Source organism: Ancylomarina euxina, assembly GCF_003863355.1.
GTDB lineage: Bacteria > Bacteroidota > Bacteroidia > Bacteroidales > Marinifilaceae > Ancylomarina > Ancylomarina euxinus.
The window spans coordinates 87,737-106,152 of record NZ_QQWG01000010.1 but is presented as its reverse complement, the minus strand read 5'-3'; the positions used below and the strand labels follow the sequence as shown (position 1 = coordinate 106,152).

Sequence of the window (18,416 nt, the reverse complement as noted above, 5' to 3'; positions counted from 1 at the left end):
ATCTATACAGAGAATAAACAGACCGATGGTTTTTTATTCGCTAAATATAATTTCGGGTGCTCATGAGCCCTTCGGGGTTGCTTACTTAGCCTGCCAAAGCCCAGCCAAGGCGAGTTTAGTTTCGCTTGTAGCTCGTGCGCTTCCGAAAAAAAAAACGGATCACCAACTAGCTTATTCGCGATGAGTGGCCTTTCTCAATAGCCTTTCCTGTTTGTGAGATGAGGGAAAATCTGTTTAAAAGAGCGTAAAGACACTTTACGGGAGCAAGCCCTATCTTAGACAAGGAAATATTTCGTATTTTTAGTTTATTGTTTAAATCTAAAAATTCGAAATTATGGTTTTAGGAGTTGCCGAATGGCTGAGTGGGAAATTAGGTTGGGATGTGAAACTGATCAGAATAGCCTTTGTTGTGTCCGTCTTATTTTTTGGTGCCGGAATAGGGCTCTACCTAATTTTGTGGCTTGTAAAAATGTTTTCAAAATAAGGCCCCAGCTCAAAACGATTCATTCTTAAAGAAAAATAAAAGGCTGCCAATTAGATATTGGTGGCCTTTCTTATATGTTTAACTCCCCTATCATAATTATATCAGTATATCTTACACGAATCAATATATAATTGTTAAATTCAAAAATTATTTTTCATGCTCGTTTATTTAAGTAAAGAGCGAACTAAAACTCCGATATACAGAAATATAAAACAAGCATATATTACCCATACAATAAACCCAAAGACAAAAACATGACAAAAAGAGATCTCTTCGTTTTAATTATCAAATTATTCGGACTGTATATGATAGCTAACTCACTTTTTAATTGGATAACCTTCAACTTCTCATTTGCCATGCGCAATATAGATCTGTTCTCTATTCTTTGGATGGTGATAGCACTTGCAATAATGGTGGGCCTATTTGTACTCCTCATTTTCAAGTCGCACAAGCTGGTTAACTTATTAAAGCTCGATAAGAATTTCGATGATGAGCGAGTTGAAATTGGTAATCTGAATCCAAGTAGCATCGTAAAACTTGCCCTAATTATTATCGGTGGTTTGATGATTATAAATAATATTCCTGTCTTTTTAAGTCAAATATTATTTGCCTTTAAAAGAGATTCAATGGGAACCGAATTTCATCCAAACGATTATTACAATTTTATAGCAAGCGGAATTAAAGTGTTAGTTGGCACCCTAATTCTTACAAATTATAGTGCCCTGTCAAAGCGTTTAAAACTTAAGGAAAAGACTGATAATCTGCACCAGTAAAACCATACAAAACATAGCTTAACACATCAAAAAGACGAAAGGCGGTCTTCCCCAATTGACAGCCTTAACCTTAGTCTTAGCCCACTATTAAAAAACGTATTGATCCCATGAAAAAATTCTACGACATCCATATGCATGCTTTTGATTTAAGCCATCCTAATTTATTGGCTTTTATTAAACGAGAAGGTCTGCTCGACAAAAAGACCATAAGCGATGCCATTTTCAATAATTTTAAATGGCATATGGGACTGGGTTATTCATTTAGGTGGTTGTTCCCAGGCTATATTAGAAGGCTTATTGAAGAGAAAATTGACAAAGAGCTTATTCAGGGTTATCTGCCCCGAATCGCAAACACCCTCTCCATTTTTGAGAACCCAATTGAATACCAATTTCTTATTCTTGACTATTTTCTAAAAAATAAGGAAGCCCTCGTCAATTCTGATAATCAACTCAAAATTGAGAAGGAGGTATACGATAGTATGGTGCTTTGCCCACTACTTATGGACTTTGGAAAAAAAAATATCGAACTCGGTAAAGATGTCTTTTACGACCAAACCCCTCAAAAACCCATAAAAAAGCAGGTCGAAGATGTTTTGAATGCCATCCGCATTTACTACACACATTCCTTGCTTAAGAATGAGGAAAACAAAATGCAACTGGTGAAAGATGATATCGTAAAAGCTAAGCTTTTCGAGATATACCCTTTTATGGGATTAAATACAGCGAATTACACCGCCGAGAAATTGAAAGCCTTATTGGATAAATTTTTCTCGGGCTACGAAAACGATACGCCAGACTCGCGACAAGCAAATTTGAAAAAGAAACTGGGGCATTTCAAAAATAATCTTGATGATGAGACTCAGGATTTCACTTACTTTTTTGCTGGTATAAAGGTTTATCCGCCACTAGGTTTTAAGCCCTGGCCAAAAGAAGATGGTGAAGAGCTCAGAAAAGTTGAAAATCTGTACAAAATGTGTGTCCAAAAAAGGATTCCGATTATAACACATTGTAGCGGAGGTGGCTTTTCTGTTTTCACAAAGGAAAAAGCCAGAGAGCTCAGCAATCCGGCCAAGGGCTGGTCTGAGGTTTTGAACAAATACCCCACTCTCAAGTTATGCTTTGCCCACTTTGGAAGCCTAAAGGATGAAGACCATAAGCCATTGGGTGATTGGCGAAAAACAATAATTGAACTCACTCATCAATACGATTATACCTACACCGATTTTTCTTGTAGCGAAGGAGACGAATACTATAAGGCATTAAATGCAGATATCGATAAAGAAGGACAAACTCACCTGAAGGATAAAATTTTATTTGGAACGGATTTCTCAATCAACTTATTTGCAAACGAAAATGAAAAATCATACAATGGTTACCTTAAAAGATATATAGATGATACACATTTGGGCGAAGCAAAAAAGCATCAGCTCTGTTCTATTAATCCAGAGCAATTCCTATTTGAGACGAGGCTAGCCGACTCAGCTAAAAACACAAGCCTGAAAGAGTCTGATTATGCAGGCATCGGCTAAACGCCAGTTAACGACTAAAGAATCATTTAAAAGGCTACCAATTACATATTGGCAGCCTTTCTTAGGTCATATCATGAAAATCTCTCTCAATTTATCAGGCTTAGAACTGCCCTTTAATAATTAATTTGGCTTCTTCGAGACTTATATCTTCGAAACAGTTCAAATCTAAACAAGCCCGAATTATGACCGATGTGCTGTTACCATTAAGAGGCCTGTTGAGATCTGCACTTAAGACAAAATCATTTAATTCAACGCTTGCTGAACATGGACAGGAATGAGTTTTTTTAAACCTTTGGCCATGGATGAATTAATATCAATATACTTCCAGTTTTCCGATTGTTTATTGGCAACAGCAACCATAGATCGGTGGGCCTGTATGGTAAAGGAATTGCTTGTTTCATGGTATGTTACATTCTCTTTCCCAAATTCCTGCTCAAACTGAGGCTGCATCAAAGCACTTCCCTGCGACATGAGTCCGGATAGTTTAACACGGATAACCCCATAGTATTGAATCTTACAATACTTTTCGGTCCCCGTTTTCACCACTTTGGAGATATGATCTATCGACCTAAAATCTGTCGTCATTTTTACACCAAGATTATCCATTTGTTCCAAAAACAGGAGCATATTACTCTTGCTCATCATTTCGAAAACCCGGGGATACATCATTTGGGTTACGGTATGCCATTGCTTGTTATTAAACGCATTAGTATAGTTGATTAAATCTTTCTCGAAATGTGCTTGTAGATGTTTCTGACTAAATCCGCTTACAATCACAAAACTCAATAAAAGCAGTATGCTTAATCTTTTCATATGTTTATAATTTAATTTTCAATTGTTATCCCGAAAGATTTCGGGAGAAATAATCATTAGCCTCAGTATCCCCATTGTTCGTATACTTTTGGCTCGTTTTATATCATTCGTTTTAAAAATATCAGGAAGATAGATAAAAGAATAACATCATGCTTTTAAAACATGTTAAAATGCAAAGTCGAGAGATCAGGATTGAGCTGCATAGCTATATTTAGAATTTCACGATAAATGGAAACAAACTCCAACTCATGAAACATTGTTCTGAAAAAAACAGTGAAGGCTGCCAATCAACGATTAGCAGCCTTTCTTTATTGTCTTCTATTTTCTATTCAATGCTTTTATCGCCACTGAGTCAGCGAAAGACCAATGCCTATAGTGGTTTGTTTGTGGTTATAATCAATCAGACTCTCGCCATAGCCGTGAAATATTTGAGCATTGAGTTTCAAATTATCCCAGATCTGTAAGGCATAATCAATTTGAAAGCTTCCCCTGTTATTCTTACCCAAGCGCATGGAATGTCGGGCAATCAGACTAATGTCGTGCCGCCCTTTGCCATAAGCAGCCATGAGCTCTCCCCTACCCATATAATTTTCTATACCCGGATTATTATCCTTGTCGGCAGGCTCTTTTAAGCGCAACCAGGGTTTAAATATGATGCTTAAGTCTTTACTTTCCCATGCGATTTGCGCAATAATCCTATTCCAACTACGAGACATAGGATCGGAACGTCCGTTAGATTGATGATTTAATCCAATCCCTGCAAAGAGACCCTTGCGGCCAAATAATTCATAGGGTGTCGCCATAATATACATGAGTTCGGGCTCATAATTCGTCTCGCGAAATGGACGGGATAAGTCGGGGTTGTACACTTGCCATCTGGATGTTTGAGTATAGCCCATCCAGATATCACCACCCAGTTTTGCTCCCATTAGGTCATTAAAAACTTTTGTTTTAAAACTGATTTGAAACTTAACTTCAACCTGATTAAGCGGCATATTATCGGGTACTGAATTATTAGGATTATCACTTTGTGGTTGTTGATTGATATTGGTGGTATAGTTACCCAATAAGATATAAACCGGTTTGTATTGCTTTATATGAAACAAGCCTGACTGATTCTTGAGAGTATCGGCAAGATCCCATTGTTCGAGCAAAGAGATCTGTTGTTTCTTGAATAAATCTTGTGCAACAGAACTTGTGACAAAAGCAAAGTTAATGAGGAGTAAGAAGTAGATTTTGAGTTTCATTGAGGGCATTGTTTTAAAGAATGTTCAGCTTTAGTGGCAAGGGATATTTGCTGAAACAAAAGGCTGCCAATCTCAAATTAACAGCCCTTTTAAATATGATAGCCTTAACAGCTTATTTTACAGCAATAGTTTCAATTTCAACCAAAGCACCCATAGGCAGGTCTTTTACGGCGAAAGCCGCACGAGCCGGGCAATCTTCCTTATAATACTCGCCATAAACTTCGTTCATCACAGCAAAACCAGACATATCGCTCAACAAACAAGTTGATTTAACCACATCTTTAAAGCTATAACCTGCTTCTTCGAGAATGTAACCAATGTTTTTCATCACCTGCTCAGCTTGTTCTCTTACACCACCTTCAACAAATTTACCTGTGGTCACGTCAACTGGAATCTGTCCCGAAATATAAAGTGTTCCGTTAGCTTCTACAGCTTGTGAGTATGGGCCAATAGCCTTAGGTGCTTTCTCTGAATTGATAAAACGTTTCATATGTAATCTTTTTTAGGGTTTGTTTAAAAGTCAAAAAATCTCTTCTCCCACAAAAATAGAAAAAAATGGATAGGCGTCTTTCTCAATAAAGTAATTTATGATGATTGCTCAATATTTTTTATCTTCAATAAGCAATTATAATTAATAATGGTCGATTAGTGACGAATTACGAGATCCTTAAATGTAAATTTCACGGAATTCTAAGCAGGCGGCTATTTTTTTCGACTTTTCTGACTTTTTGACCTTTTTTTAGCAGCCCTCTCAATGCTGGGATCACCTCCAGAAAGATTGGACAGGCTATATGACAAATTAAAACTTAGAATTATGAAGCGGGTAACAGGTATAGGCGGCATCTTTTTTAAATGTCAGGATACAAAATCAATGAAAGACTGGTACGGCAAACATTTAGGCTTTAATATTGACGATTACGGCACTTCGTTTGAATGGCGACAAGCTGATGACGGCAATAAGCAAGCCTTTTCTGTCTGGAGTCCTTTCGATAAAAACACCAAATACTTTGAGCCCTCACATAAGGATTTCATGATGAACTACAGAGTTGAAAACCTGGAATGGCTGCTGGAAGAACTCAAGAAAGAAGGTGTGGAGATTTTGGATGAAATTGAAAGTTTGGAATACGGAAAGTTTGCCCACATTTTAGATCCTGAAGGCAATAAAATTCAGCTTTGGGAAGCCTTTGACGAGGAGTATGATAAAATGGTGGAAGCCAGAACTAAATGAATAATGAGTTAGGAATTAAGATTAATAATTTACGATGAAAAATGAGTCATTAATATATACCGCTCAGTTACTAATAACGAGTTATCTTTTTGATTATTTTGTTTTTCGTAATTATCAACTCTTAATTAATTCAACCTATAGACTTTCAGATAAAACGAGCCAAAATATACTTTCATCTAATTCTCTTTTTGTTACTGCCACATAAGGGTAAACATGCTTATCTTAGGTACTGAAAAAACAAAACAATTCTAAACCCGAAGAAACACCCAAAATGAAGCAAGTAACAATCTATTCAAGTATGTTAGCAGTTTTCCTATTGCTACAAGCGCCCATAACTTTCGCTCAGGAAAGTGAAGGCTGGACACAATTTAGGGGGCCTTACCACTCTGGTATCTCTACTGAAAATATTACTGACAGCCAAATAAGCGATCCTGCACCAGAGCTTATCTGGAAAAAAGAAATTGGCTGTGCCTTTTCAGAAATTACCCTATCGGGAGACAAACTCTACACCACGCTAAGCGAAAAAACAGATAGCCTTTCAGGCTGGGAGTATATGGCTGCCTTCGATGCTAAAACTGGTAAGGAAATCTGGAGAAACAAAATCGATTCTATCTTTATCGACAAAGATGGTTTTGGAGATGGTCCAAGATCAACACCTGCCATAGGTGAAAACTTAATTTTCAGCTTTAGCAGCTATGGTAAACTAACCGCACATTCTAAAACTGATGGCAAACACTTGTGGCAAATCGACTTTATAAAAGAGTTTGGCAGCACACTACCTCGATGGGGATTCTCATCGTCTCCTGTTTTAGTCGACGGTGTACTTATTATGGAAGCTGGTGGTACCGAATCGAGAGCTTTTGTAGCCTTCGATCCGAATACTGGCAAATTGCTTTGGGCTAATGGCAAAGGCAATGCCTCGTACTGCTCACCACTTGTGGCAGAAATAGAGGGGCAAACGCAAATTATATTCGCTAATCAGAAAACCTTATCATCATACAATAGCAAAGGTGAAACACTTTGGACTTATGCCATGAAAATGAACGCTCCTACGGCTATGCCTACATTGTTTGACTCCAATAAGATATTTATTTGTACAGTTCGTAGCTCGGGTTTCGAAATCGTAGAAGTTAAAAACAATACGGTTACTGAAGTTCTACAGGCTCCTACAATGAAAAATGACTACAGCTCGACACTTTATTACGAAGGTCATTTTTATGGTTTTAATGTGGCTGCTCTCCAATGCATATCTGCTGAAACCGGTGAGAAAAAATGGACCAAAAGAGGCTTTGGAAAAGGGAGTTTAATTCTGGTTGGAGATAAACTTCTTGTGCTATCGGACAAAGGTCTACTCGCTCAGATTAAAGCCGATCCGACAGCCTACGCAGAACAAAGACGCTTTCAGGCCATTGAAGGGAAATCGTGGACAGCTCCTTCCTTTGTTAATGGAAAGATCTACCTGAGAAACCAAACAGAAATGGCTTGTTACAAATTCAATTAATTGAATAAGTAATTTATTACGATTTAAATATTCGAACAATGACTAAAAAAATATATCAACTCGTCTTATTTTGCTTTTCACTTTGTTTACCAAACCTGCTTATAGCAGAAAATGTGGAGACAATCATTGCCAAACATATAGAGGCACACGGCGGACTCGAAAAGTGGAACAAGGTTGAAACAATGAAAATCACAGGTCAATTTACCGCCTTTAGTATCGAAAAGGATTTTATGGCCTGGAAAACACGTTCTGGTGAATATTATGCCGATTTACAATTGGGACAACATCGGGTCATTGAAGCTTTCGATGGTAAAAAAGGCTGGACGATAGATCCATGGCAGGAAATCTCTTATGCCAGAAGAATTAACACAGGTGAAGAAAATGTTTTCGCTCAGAAGGCTGAATTCACCACACCCTTTTTCAACTATAAAGAAAAAGGTCATCAGGTGGAATTCATAGGTAAAGAAAAGCTTGAAGGTCTGGATGTTTTTGTTCTGAACCTGACACGTTCCAATGGTAAAACAGAAAAGTGGTATCTGGATGCCAACACCTATCTGGAAACTAAGTACGAATCCAAATGGGTCGATTTTGCCTCGGAAATGCCTTCTGAAACCTTCTTCGACGATTTTAGAAGCGTTGACGGACTGCTTATCCCCTTCTTTGTAGAGCGTACTTTTTGGCAACGTGATAGAGTAATGCAAATTGAAAACATAGAGATCAATCCTACTTTTGATAACACATGGCTTATAATGCCTAAACGTGAAGAAATTAAGAAGCTAGCCTTTTTGGAAGGGAAGTGGGATGTTAAAATGGAAACATGGTCACGAAGAGGAACTTGGCGCGAGATAGGACAGACGGATTCAAATATCGATTTCACGGCAACTAATATTCTTCAGGAAAAGATCAAGTTTGAACTTACATTCCCTATCGATGTCACCATATCCTATACCTTTAATGAGACCACTGGGAAATATCGCATCTCCCTTTTAGATGATTACACATCAAGTTTTGAAGTTTTCGAGGGTGATTTCTCAGGTCAGGATTTTGTTTTTGATAATTCAGTTGAGAAAAAAGAAACCTACATACAATTCACAATTAGTAATAAAACGGATAAGGGTTTTATTCTGACAAAGAAGATTTCTCATGATCAGGGAAAGACCTGGCAAAAAAGTGATAAATTCACTTATACACGTAGCGAATAACACATCTTAAAATAATAATCCTAGCCATCTCAATCCAAATTGAGATGGCTTTCTTTTTAATTTGGATTCTAACACAGTATCTGTCAGGACTTCATTCTTCTGGCTCTGACAGGTTAAAATCACCTCCTTCGACTTTTATTCCTTTCGACCTTAAAAATCGAAGCTATATGATAACAGGAAGTTTCCAAACACCGCATTGGTTTCATTCTCGTAACCCAATCTGAATCCCAGATTCAAAGGAACAGGCAAACGCAAGACATGCATATCGGCCGTAAACTCAAGTCCTGCCGATGTGATTCGATTATCATATTGAAATAAATTTTCATCACTCACAAACTCGCCTTTCTCCATACCATAATCAATAAAGGCAGCCATTTTAACGCGCTTGATATAAGCCAATGCCCCCATATTCCAGTCAGGATAAGCTATAGGCAGTCGGTAATCTAAACTTATGGTCGAACAATCTAATCCAAACAAATCAGATACGCCACGAGGTGACTTAATCGCATTTCCAAAACCCTTATTAAATTTGGAACGTTGTTGATAACCCGCATAAAGACTAATACCATGATGCTTGGCTAAACCAGGAAAATTAAACTGACCTATCCCCGACCATACATTTCCTGCATTTGAATCCTTCGAAGGACTTGTTCGGTAATCGAATTGCAGAAATTGAGCCCAAGGCGATTGCAAATCTCTTTGTGAAGCCTTTATTGAATGTGAAAAAAACAGCTGGTATTCCAATTCTTCTATCGTTCTATCCGCAATATTCAAATTATATAACTGAGGATTGAATTCTGGGCTCGTAATTCGAGTTTGATAATTCGCAAACTGATAAATAGTATATGAAAATTTGGGTCTTAGAAATGTAGCATGCTTGCCCGACGACAGATTAAAAGGTAAAGTCACCGAATTTTCCCACTCCAACTGTCTCCATTCTGTATCAAGGGGCAATGTATCATCCTCTTCCGTATTGGTATTTTCACGCTTCCCAAAATAAGCAAAAGAGGCTTTACCATATTCCAATTTTGAATTGAAGATAGGAAAGAAACGCTGATAAGATAAATTCAAATAGAATTGCCCATTATCAAATCCTTCTTCCTTTTTATAACCTAGGGTCGTAAAAAGCGTATTCAGTAGATTCTGACTTGAGGCGGAAATCCCAACGTCTATGCTTCCCTCGTCTGGAGAAACAAATAAAGGTGCCCAGGAATGAAAATTAAAAGTATGTGCCAATCGTGAATAAGGTTCAACTTGCCAATGATCCAGCTTAGTCGTATCGGGCTGTAGCTTTTCACCCAACTGATCGGATAATTGTTCAGCCAAAGCAAATTTAGCCGCATCACCCTCCTGCACTTTCCACATACAGCTATTTAAATCGAGCTTTACAGGCTGATAACCATCAGAAGAATAATCGGAGTAATACAACTTGTTTTCAGAAGGGAGATAAAAAGGATCTCTGGCTCCAAAACGAGAGGATGTCAATTGTGAGACCTGTCTATTCTCCCACTTATAAGCAAATATATTATCAATCCCTGTATGCGATGATGTAAAGAATACATACTGATCACTGACTTGTAGCTGTGAAATATTGGTTGTTCCCGCCTGATACAACAATTCCCTTTTCTCGTTTGTTATATCTATTTTAACGAGACTTTTTGCCCCCTTCGCTTGAATAATTAAAACAATTGACTGATCCTTTTTAGCCCATTGTGGTGTCATAAAAAACTCCTGCTCTTTCGCTGCAATTCGACTGATAGGCTTAGCGCTTGCTTCATCAATAATCAAAAGAGTACTCTCCCCATTTGAATCTACTTCAACAGTTAGTATCTTTTTTCCATCAGCTGAAAAAACAGGTGCGAAACAATTGTTCTCTAACTTATATTTCTTTTGATTCCCTGTTTGCATGTCGTAACTAACAATCACGGCTTTATCTGCATGTTGCCAACGCAGGTGAGCTTGATATTCAGACCACAATAGTTTATTATTCTTATAATCGAAACCCGTTCCATAATCAAAACCAGGCATAAAAACATCCTCTTCATTCCCTTTAGCATCAAGCTTAACAATGGTCAAAGCATCCGCCAAGCCATTTTTCATCAACAATAAGTCAGCCTGATCATCAAGATGAGGGTAACGGTAATTCGTAAAAATTACTTTCTTTTCAATCAGAGCATCTGCCTGAGTTTTCTCAATAATAGAGTCCTGAACTTGCCATTCCCATTGCAATTCTGACATCACGTCGGCATAAAGCATCAGTTTACCGTCCCTATACGTATTCAATTCCTTTACCTCAGTCCAATCCAGACTTTCAATCTTAAAACCAGCCTGCAAATAAGCAGCCTGCTTTTTCTTCATTTCCTGGAAGAAGGCCTCTCGCTTATTCAACAGCCCCCGTTTTAAGCTGGTCGAAAGACAATTAACTTTCATCGGTGCTTCGCCAATCTTTTTTAAAGCGGTATTCCATAAATCGTCACCATAATGAACACGCGATTTCCCAACCAAATAATAGCCTAAGGTGTATCTATTGGGTACAAAATCTTTGTATGAACCCAAGGCAGCTTTATCGTAAGTATAAGCACCTTTTTCAAGTAATTGAGCTCTCAATTCTTGCTCAAATTCAGCACTTCGTCCTCTTCCAGATTCACTCAAAGCTGTTTCAGAACAAACCGCATCGCCCTCCATAAACCAGGCTGGTAAATACAAACCCAGAACCAATGCTGTGGCCTGCTGACCTAAAAAGGCATTCAATACGCGAGTGAAACCACGCTCTAATTTATCTATTTGAATAATATGACGGTATTCATGCGTTGCTAGATGATCAAGCCAAGCTTGAGTTTCATCATTTTGAGGAGGTGTTCCATAAAGCTCCATTCGTTTAGGCGCCCAGGCCACCATGCCATTCGAGGTCGCTGATTGAGTATGCAATATCACCGAAAATTTCTTGGGTATATGATTTAAATCCTTTCCTCCTTTATTCTTTAAATCTTGAAATAAAGCAGCTAAATACCTGGCCTTTGCTTCATATTCTGCTGGAAAGACAATCCGAAAATCAGTTGTATTAATCTGTTTCCATTTGGTATTTGCAGGATCTTGTCCCGTGCTATAATACTGAGCAGAAGAGACTGATGACATTAAAATCAGCAATATAAAAGAGAAAATATACTTCATTCTGAATCGATAAGATTTATTAAGATGCATAAGATACTTGCTTTTCTTTAAATGGCAATGCAAGCACTTATAAGACCTTGCTTTTTTAGCTTGAAATATATAACAAGTAATAAAATTAACAATTCCTTAATGTGTAATCCCAAAACAATGTCGTATGTTTGCGTCATTAAACATTGTAGAATGAAAAAACTAGACCTTTTTAACGATCAGCAACAAGAATTAGCAAATTTAGCTAAAGCCCTGTCGCATCCAGCTCGAATTGCGATCTTGCAATATCTGGCGTCTTGCAACACCTGTATATCAGGCGATATATCTGATCACCTACCCCTTAGCCGAACAACGGTTTCACAACATTTAAAAGAATTAAAAGCTATAGGATTAATAAAAGGTGAAGTTGAAGGTTTAAAGATGAGATATTGTCTTGATAAACCAGCTATTGAAAGTTTGGGTTCAACATTCAATACTTTCTTTGGAGCTATTCAGCCTCAAAATGAAGAATGCTGTTAAACTTATTTTTCTTCGTTTCTGATAAAACGATAACATGATAACACGACAAAACACAATTGTTAATCATTAATTGATAATTATTAATAAAACTATGAAAGTCCTTATTTTATGCACAGGCAATTCTTGCCGCAGCCAAATGGGTGAAGCCATTTTAAGAGATATCAATCCAGAATTAACTGTGGTTTCAGCAGGAACCAAAATTGCCAATGAAGTACACCCCAAAGCAGTTAAAGCAATGGCTGAAATCGGCATCGACATTAGTGATTTAAGACCTAAAATGGTTGATGTATTTCTTGAAGAAGGTGTTGACTTTTTAATTTCAGTTTGTGGTGGTGCAAAAGACGCATGTCCTGCATTTACTGGACCGGTTGGAAAACGCTTACACATTGGTTTCGACGATCCGGCTTATGCTCCAGGAAACGAAGAAGAAGTGATGAATGTTTTCAGAAGAGTAAGAGATGAAATTCGTCGTGACTTTGCCAAGTTTAACGAAGAATATATTCTAAAGAAATAAAAAGTATAAAAGTCGAAGAGTCAAAAAAAACAGTTTTTGATAAAGACTACATACAAACCTTAACCAAGAAAAACCACATTAATAATATGGGAAGCTTAACTAAAAAATTATCATTTCTGGACAGGTATTTAACTCTCTGGATTTTTGTAGCCATGGCCGTTGGTGTTGCATCAGGATTCTTATTTCCTAATATCGCCAACTTCTGGAACTCCATGTCATACGGCAGTACCAACATTCCAATTGCAATTGGTTTGATCATCATGATGTATCCTCCTCTTGCAAAAGTAAAATATGAAGATCTAAAAGACGTTTTTAAAAATAGAAAAGTTCTTCTTCTCTCTTTGGTTCAGAATTGGGTTCTTGGACCTACTTTGATGTTTGGACTAGCCATCTTATTTCTAAGAGACTACCCTGAGTACATGACTGGTCTTATTCTAATTGGATTGGCTCGTTGTATTGCCATGGTCATTGTTTGGAACGATTTGGCAAAAGGGGATACGGAATACGCTGCAGGCTTGGTGGCATTCAACAGTATCTTCCAGGTCTTTTTCTTTTCTATCTATGCCTATGTTTTCATTACCCTACTACCTCAATATTTTGGTTTAGAAGGTTCTGTTGTGAACATCACAATGAGTGAAGTAGCTGAATCTGTTTTCATCTACCTGGGAATTCCTTTTCTGGCCGGGATGTTGACACGTTACCTGCTTTTAAAAAGAAAGAGCAAGCAATGGTATCAGGAAAAGTTTATTCCTAAAATTAGTCCACTAACTCTGGTCGCTCTTTTATTTACCATTTTTGTGATGTTCTCACTTAAGGGAGAACACATTGTTCAGCTCCCTTTTGATGTCATTAAAATTGCAATTCCTTTATTGATCTATTTTGTAATCATGTTCCTGGTATCCTTCTTTATGGGAAAAAAGATCAATGCTGGCTATGCTAAAACAGCGACATTATCTTTCACTGCAGCTAGTAATAATTTCGAATTAGCCATAGCAGTAGCCATTGCAGTTTTTGGTATCGATTCAGGCGTTGCCTTTGCTGCCGTTATTGGCCCATTGGTTGAGGTCCCTGTTTTAATTGCTCTTGTCAACTTATCACTACGATTCAAGAAGAAATATTTCGGAGATAAAGCTGCTGAAGTGAAGTGTGCAAATGATCTAAACTAGAATAGCATATTACTTATTTTATTGAATGTTTATTTACAACTAAACCAAAAATTAATATGCTTAAAGCCATCCTGCAAAGGGTGGCTTTTACTTTTGTTTTTAAATGAAAAAGGTTTTTAAATTGTAGTTCAACCTTTCATAAACAGCTTTTATCTTTCTGATTAATTCCTGAGTTTTAAATCAAAAAAAGGGCTGTTGAAAACAAATTTTCAACAGCCCTTTTCAATATCTAATAGCCTATCGCTTATTATTCAACTTTCTTGCTATCATCATTCGAAACGTCTTCAAAGGCAACGGCCTCAGCGTCTTCAACCTTTTTACCCAGATAAGTTGGTAGTTCCATTCCCGCCATTTTGAAAAGCTCTTCCATTGGAGGAATAGATCCCATCATACCTTGCATAAAATTAGCAGTAGATGTCTTACCATCTTTTCCGCCACCATTTTCCCAAACAGTTACTTTATCAATCTTAATATTCTTGATAGCTTCAACCTGAGTTTTAACCAATTCTGGTAATTTGTCAGCAATCATCAACATCACAGCATCTTTGGCATCGCTACCTGCAGCGTTCACAATCTTATCGAAACCTTCAGCTTGCTTGCTCAAAATCTCATAGATACCCTTCGCTTCAGCTTCCATTTTCATGAAAATCGCATCAGCCTCCCCCTTAGCATGACGACGGGTTTGTTCTGCAATCGCTTCAGCAGCAATTTCAATTTTCTGCTTGTCGATTTGAGCAGGGATCACGATATCGGCAGTTTGAGAAGCCTTATCACGAGTCGCACGAGCATCTTCAGCCTTTTGCTCAGCAGCATAAGCCTCTTCAAGAGCACGCGCCTGAGTTACTTTCTCAGCAGCAGAAGCTAAACGCTCAGCTTCAGCTTCCTTCTCTCTACGAAGGGCATCCGAATTAGCAATGGTAATTTTAGCTGTATTTTCACCCTCAACAGCGCTCGCATCAGCTTTTGCAACTTTTACACGTTGATCCTGATGTGCATTTGCCTCACCAATAGAACCATCACGGTTTTTCTCAGCCACAGATTGCTTAGCATCATTTATCGCCTTAGCAGCAGCTTCCTTACCCAAAGCCTCAATATAACCCGATTCGTCGTTAATATCCGTCACGTTCACATTGATCAGCTTCAAACCAATCTTTTTCAATTCAGCCTCGACATTAGACGAAACAGCAGCCAAAAACTTATCACGGTTACAGTTAATCTCTTCGATATCCATTGTCGCGACAACCAAACGCAACTGACCAAAGATGATATCTTTTGCTAAGTTACTAATATCGGTCTGAGATAATCCTAATAAACGCTCAGCAGCATTGGTCATTACACCCGATTCAGTAGAGATACCAACAGTAAAACGAGATGGTACATCCACACGAATATTCTGCTTACTTAGGGCATTGGTCAGATTAATTTCGATGGAAATAGGCGTTAAATCAAGAAATGCATAATCCTGAATAATTGGCCAGATAAAGGCCGCACCCCCGTGAATACACTTGGCAGAACGGGATTCGGACTCTACACCCTTACCAACTTTACCATAAACAACCAAAATACGGTCAGAAGGACACCTTTTATATCGCTTAATAAGCGAAACAATTAAGATGAAAACAAAAAGTGCCACAGCGGCAAACAAAATTAAAATATACTCTCCCATTTTTTATTATTATAATTTAGTAATTAGACACAAGGTTTAACGATTAATATTTGATCATTTAAAACATCGACTACCTCAACCAGGGCACCAGTAGGAATGTCCTGATCTGAATCTGTATAAGCATCCAAAGTTTGAAGTCCTTGAACCTGGACCTGAACTTGTCCCATGCCAGCTCTTTTTGCTGGAATTGGAAGATAAACCATACCTGATTTACCAATGGCATTTTTCAATTTCAGACTGCCATCTTCTGTTAATTTTCCCATAAAATACATGATGAAAGCCATAATTAACATCATGATCAATCCGGCAAGTGTGGCTATCAATGTCGACACAAGTGGACTAAGATTTGAACCAACACAAATAATGCCCGTCCATCCAAAAATGGTGAAAAATGCCACAAGGTTCTTCAGTGAAAAGAATTGGAAATCGATTCCCATATCCCCTTCCACTGCAACATCAGCATCGCCTTCGGCACTCATACCATCTACATCACCACCAATAAAACTGGAGATTAGTTGTAGAATAAATAAAACTGAAAAGAGGATCGCAATTCCCCAGAAAAATTGTGCAGTCAAGCTCATCGAAGCCCAATCATTTAGAATAAATAGTGTCATAGTTATATCGTTTTGGGTTATGAAAGTAACTATAATTATTGATAACCTAACAAAATTATTCCTTCCTTATGTAAATTTTAGTTGTAACTTATGTCTCTCAGGATATTATCAGTGTTCGCAAGGATAAAAATGTAATTCTCTAGTCTGAATTTTAAATTGAATTTTAAAAAAAAGATGGTCTGCAAGCCCAAGCAGACATTATACCCCAAAGGAAATGGCACAGTAATTGTTTAGAATTGATCTCATATCACAGACAAAATATTAGAAACTTATAAACGCGACGCAACCAATCTGCATTATTAGAGTCATAATTAAAATTAAACTTTAAAAGATATCAGTATGAAACAATTTATTCTATTGGGATTTGCCCTTTTAATCACACAATTCTCTTCAGCACAGTCTGGAACAAAGAATTTCATAGATCAGCATTATATTGAAGTCAATGGTAATGCCAAAATGGAAATCATTCCTGATGAAATCTACCTAAACATTAACTTGAGTGAACGCGATACAAAAAACAAAGAAAGCGTTGATCAACTAGAAAATAAGATGTTTAAGGCTTTAAAGCAAATTGGTATTGATCTTGAAAAACAGCTTTCTGTTCAGGATTTTACCAGTAATTTTCAAACTTATTTTCTAAAGAAAAAAGACATCATGAAATCGAAAGATTTTCAGGTGATTGTTCACGATACAAAAACGCTTTCGAGCTTATTTTCTTCTTTGGAAAAAATTGGCATTTCGAATATTCAAATCGAAAAGGTTGATCATTCAAAGATTGAAGAATTCAAACTTGAAGTTAAGGTGAAAGCGATTAAGGATGCTAAGGCCAAAGCCAAGGCTCTAACAGCAGCACTTAACCAGGAAATAGGGAAAGCCATTTACATTAACGAAGGCTCATACAATACGTATCAAGCACGTCCACAAGACAAAAGAATGATGATAAGAGGTATGGCCAGCATAGCAATGGAAGATGCAGCTCCACAAATCGAATTTCAGAAAATTGAACTGGAAAACAAAATTATGGTTCGTTTTGAACTCAAATAAATTATTGAGGATAAGAAAAACACATTTAATAGTAAGTAATCGTCGTATATTTAAAAACGATAGTTGAAAATCAACTATCGTTTTTTATTTTTGTGCTGTTTAAAATCAACAGATCATTAAATTCATTCATAGTAATACTTATTATTAATGAAACGTGAAGCTGATATATATTGTGAGAGATTCTAATGAACTATTGAAAATTTAATTATCCCCTATGAAAAAGATACTATCATATATTACAACACCTTTATTTTATTTCCTGTTTATTCTTGCCTTAATTATCTTTCATCCTATTCAAGTTATTTGTCGAACTCTTTTCGGCTATCAGGCTCATAAGGTATCGGTTGACATTCTAAACTATATTTTAATGCGATTGGTATTGGTTATTGGTTTTAGAATTAAATTCAAAAATAAGGCTAATTTACCTACCGATCGTCCAATTATTGTGGTTTCAAATCACCAAGGGACTTACGACATCCCTCCCATTGTTTGGATGTTTAGAAAACACCATCCTAAATTTATTTCTAAAATAGAATTAGCTAAAGGATTCCCCAGCATCTCCTATAATCTCCGTCATTCGGGGGCAGCCTTAATCAACCGTAAAAACAGAAATCAAGCCCTTGCTGAAATTCGCAAACTTGGAAAATTAATTGCTGATAATAACTATTGTGCTTGTATCTTCGCGGAAGGAACCCGAAGTAAAACCGGCAAGCTAAAACAATTTAAATCAGGAGGACTTGCAACCCTATTGGAAGAAGCACCTAATTCACTGATAGTTCCTTTTGTTGTGGATGGGAATTACAAAATTGAGAGAGAAGGCCGATTCCCTCTTTCTTTCGGAGAAAAAGGAAGCTATTCTATTCTGGATCCCATTGAACCCAAAGGTTACAGCGCAGAAGAATTATGCACTAAAATTGAAAACTTAATTCGTGAAGAGTTGAAATAGTTATAAATTAA

The 18,416-nt window shown here is 37.2% G+C and carries 17 protein-coding genes; 11 read left to right on the top strand and 6 right to left on the bottom strand.

All coding sequences use genetic code 11. The features are described 5' to 3' along the window. The first annotated feature begins 334 nt into the window (after positions 1-334). The 3 genes from DWB61_RS11235 (at position 335) to DWB61_RS11225 (ending at position 2,786) form a co-directional block, all read left to right on the top strand. Complete coding sequence (locus DWB61_RS11235) at positions 335-484, top strand: PspC domain-containing protein (protein WP_125031003.1); 150 nt, start codon at positions 335-337, stop codon at positions 482-484. Positions 485-738: 254 nt separating this feature from the next. Beyond that, a complete protein-coding gene (locus DWB61_RS11230) occupies positions 739-1,257 on the top strand; it encodes a hypothetical protein (RefSeq protein WP_125031002.1) in 519 nt (172 codons plus the stop codon). Between the two features lie 107 nt (positions 1,258-1,364). Further along, entirely contained in the window at positions 1,365-2,786 is a 1,422-nt protein-coding gene (locus DWB61_RS11225) for an amidohydrolase family protein (RefSeq protein WP_125031001.1), read from the top strand. Between the two features lie 243 nt (positions 2,787-3,029). Here DWB61_RS11225 and DWB61_RS11220 read toward each other — a convergent pair whose 3' ends face one another. The 3 genes from DWB61_RS11220 to DWB61_RS11210 all read right to left on the bottom strand — a co-directional run bounded on the left by DWB61_RS11220 (position 3,030) and on the right by DWB61_RS11210 (position 5,336). Then, a complete protein-coding gene (locus tag DWB61_RS11220; RefSeq protein WP_125031000.1) occupies positions 3,030-3,599 on the bottom strand; it encodes a hypothetical protein in 570 nt (189 codons plus the stop codon). Positions 3,600-3,937: 338 nt separating this feature from the next. Further along, on the bottom strand, positions 3,938-4,846 hold the full coding sequence (locus DWB61_RS11215; RefSeq protein ID WP_158614397.1) for a phospholipase A: 909 nt from the start codon (positions 4,844-4,846) through the stop codon (positions 3,938-3,940). A 112-nt stretch (positions 4,847-4,958) separates the two neighbouring features. Continuing rightward, positions 4,959-5,336, bottom strand: a complete 378-nt coding sequence (locus DWB61_RS11210) for a RidA family protein (RefSeq protein ID WP_125030998.1) — start codon at positions 5,334-5,336, stop codon at positions 4,959-4,961. A gap of 324 nt (positions 5,337-5,660) precedes the next feature. On the opposite strand from DWB61_RS11210, the gene DWB61_RS11205 reads away from it, so the two are divergent. From DWB61_RS11205 to DWB61_RS11195, 3 genes are all read left to right on the top strand, one after another. Then, positions 5,661-6,074: a VOC family protein gene (locus DWB61_RS11205; protein ID WP_125030997.1), complete on the top strand. Its 414-nt coding sequence runs from the start codon at positions 5,661-5,663 to the stop codon at positions 6,072-6,074. 271 nt (positions 6,075-6,345) lie between these two features. Next, complete coding sequence (locus DWB61_RS11200; protein WP_125030996.1) at positions 6,346-7,575, top strand: PQQ-binding-like beta-propeller repeat protein; 1,230 nt, start codon at positions 6,346-6,348, stop codon at positions 7,573-7,575. A 38-nt stretch (positions 7,576-7,613) separates the two neighbouring features. Beyond that, positions 7,614-8,777: a hypothetical protein gene (locus DWB61_RS11195; protein ID WP_125030995.1), complete on the top strand. Its 1,164-nt coding sequence runs from the start codon at positions 7,614-7,616 to the stop codon at positions 8,775-8,777. A gap of 150 nt (positions 8,778-8,927) precedes the next feature. On the opposite strand, the gene DWB61_RS11190 is transcribed toward DWB61_RS11195, so the two are convergent. Further along, positions 8,928-11,948 (bottom strand): TolB-like translocation protein, encoded by a 3,021-nt coding sequence (locus tag DWB61_RS11190; protein WP_148095937.1) that lies wholly within the window; start codon positions 11,946-11,948, stop codon positions 8,928-8,930. A 180-nt stretch (positions 11,949-12,128) separates the two neighbouring features. Between DWB61_RS11190 and DWB61_RS11185 the strand changes: the two genes are divergently transcribed. From DWB61_RS11185 to arsB, 3 genes are all read left to right on the top strand, one after another. Beyond that, positions 12,129-12,455, top strand: coding sequence for an ArsR/SmtB family transcription factor (locus tag DWB61_RS11185; protein ID WP_125030993.1), 327 nt, complete (start codon positions 12,129-12,131; stop codon positions 12,453-12,455). A gap of 91 nt (positions 12,456-12,546) precedes the next feature. Then, positions 12,547-12,969, top strand: coding sequence for an arsenate reductase ArsC (locus DWB61_RS11180; protein ID WP_125030992.1), 423 nt, complete (start codon positions 12,547-12,549; stop codon positions 12,967-12,969). A gap of 86 nt (positions 12,970-13,055) precedes the next feature. Next, the gene (gene arsB, locus DWB61_RS11175) at positions 13,056-14,135 is read left to right on the top strand and encodes an ACR3 family arsenite efflux transporter (protein WP_125030991.1); all 1,080 of its coding nucleotides are present in this window, start codon (positions 13,056-13,058) and stop codon (positions 14,133-14,135) included. A 247-nt stretch (positions 14,136-14,382) separates the two neighbouring features. On the opposite strand, the gene DWB61_RS11170 is transcribed toward arsB, so the two are convergent. Both DWB61_RS11170 and DWB61_RS11165 read right to left on the bottom strand, forming a co-directional pair. Beyond that, positions 14,383-15,801, bottom strand: coding sequence for a flotillin family protein (locus tag DWB61_RS11170; protein WP_125030990.1), 1,419 nt, complete (start codon positions 15,799-15,801; stop codon positions 14,383-14,385). A 23-nt stretch (positions 15,802-15,824) separates the two neighbouring features. Beyond that, positions 15,825-16,415 carry a hypothetical protein gene (locus DWB61_RS11165; RefSeq protein ID WP_125030989.1) on the bottom strand — a complete coding sequence of 197 codons (591 nt, stop codon included), beginning with the start codon at positions 16,413-16,415 and terminating at the stop codon, positions 15,825-15,827. Between the two features lie 339 nt (positions 16,416-16,754). Between DWB61_RS11165 and DWB61_RS11160 the strand changes: the two genes are divergently transcribed. Next, positions 16,755-17,459 carry an SIMPL domain-containing protein gene (locus DWB61_RS11160; RefSeq protein WP_125030988.1) on the top strand — a complete coding sequence of 235 codons (705 nt, stop codon included), beginning with the start codon at positions 16,755-16,757 and terminating at the stop codon, positions 17,457-17,459. Positions 17,460-17,673: 214 nt separating this feature from the next. Beyond that, the gene (locus tag DWB61_RS11155; RefSeq protein ID WP_125030987.1) at positions 17,674-18,405 is read left to right on the top strand and encodes a lysophospholipid acyltransferase family protein; all 732 of its coding nucleotides are present in this window, start codon (positions 17,674-17,676) and stop codon (positions 18,403-18,405) included. Positions 18,406-18,416 lie beyond the last annotated feature (11 nt).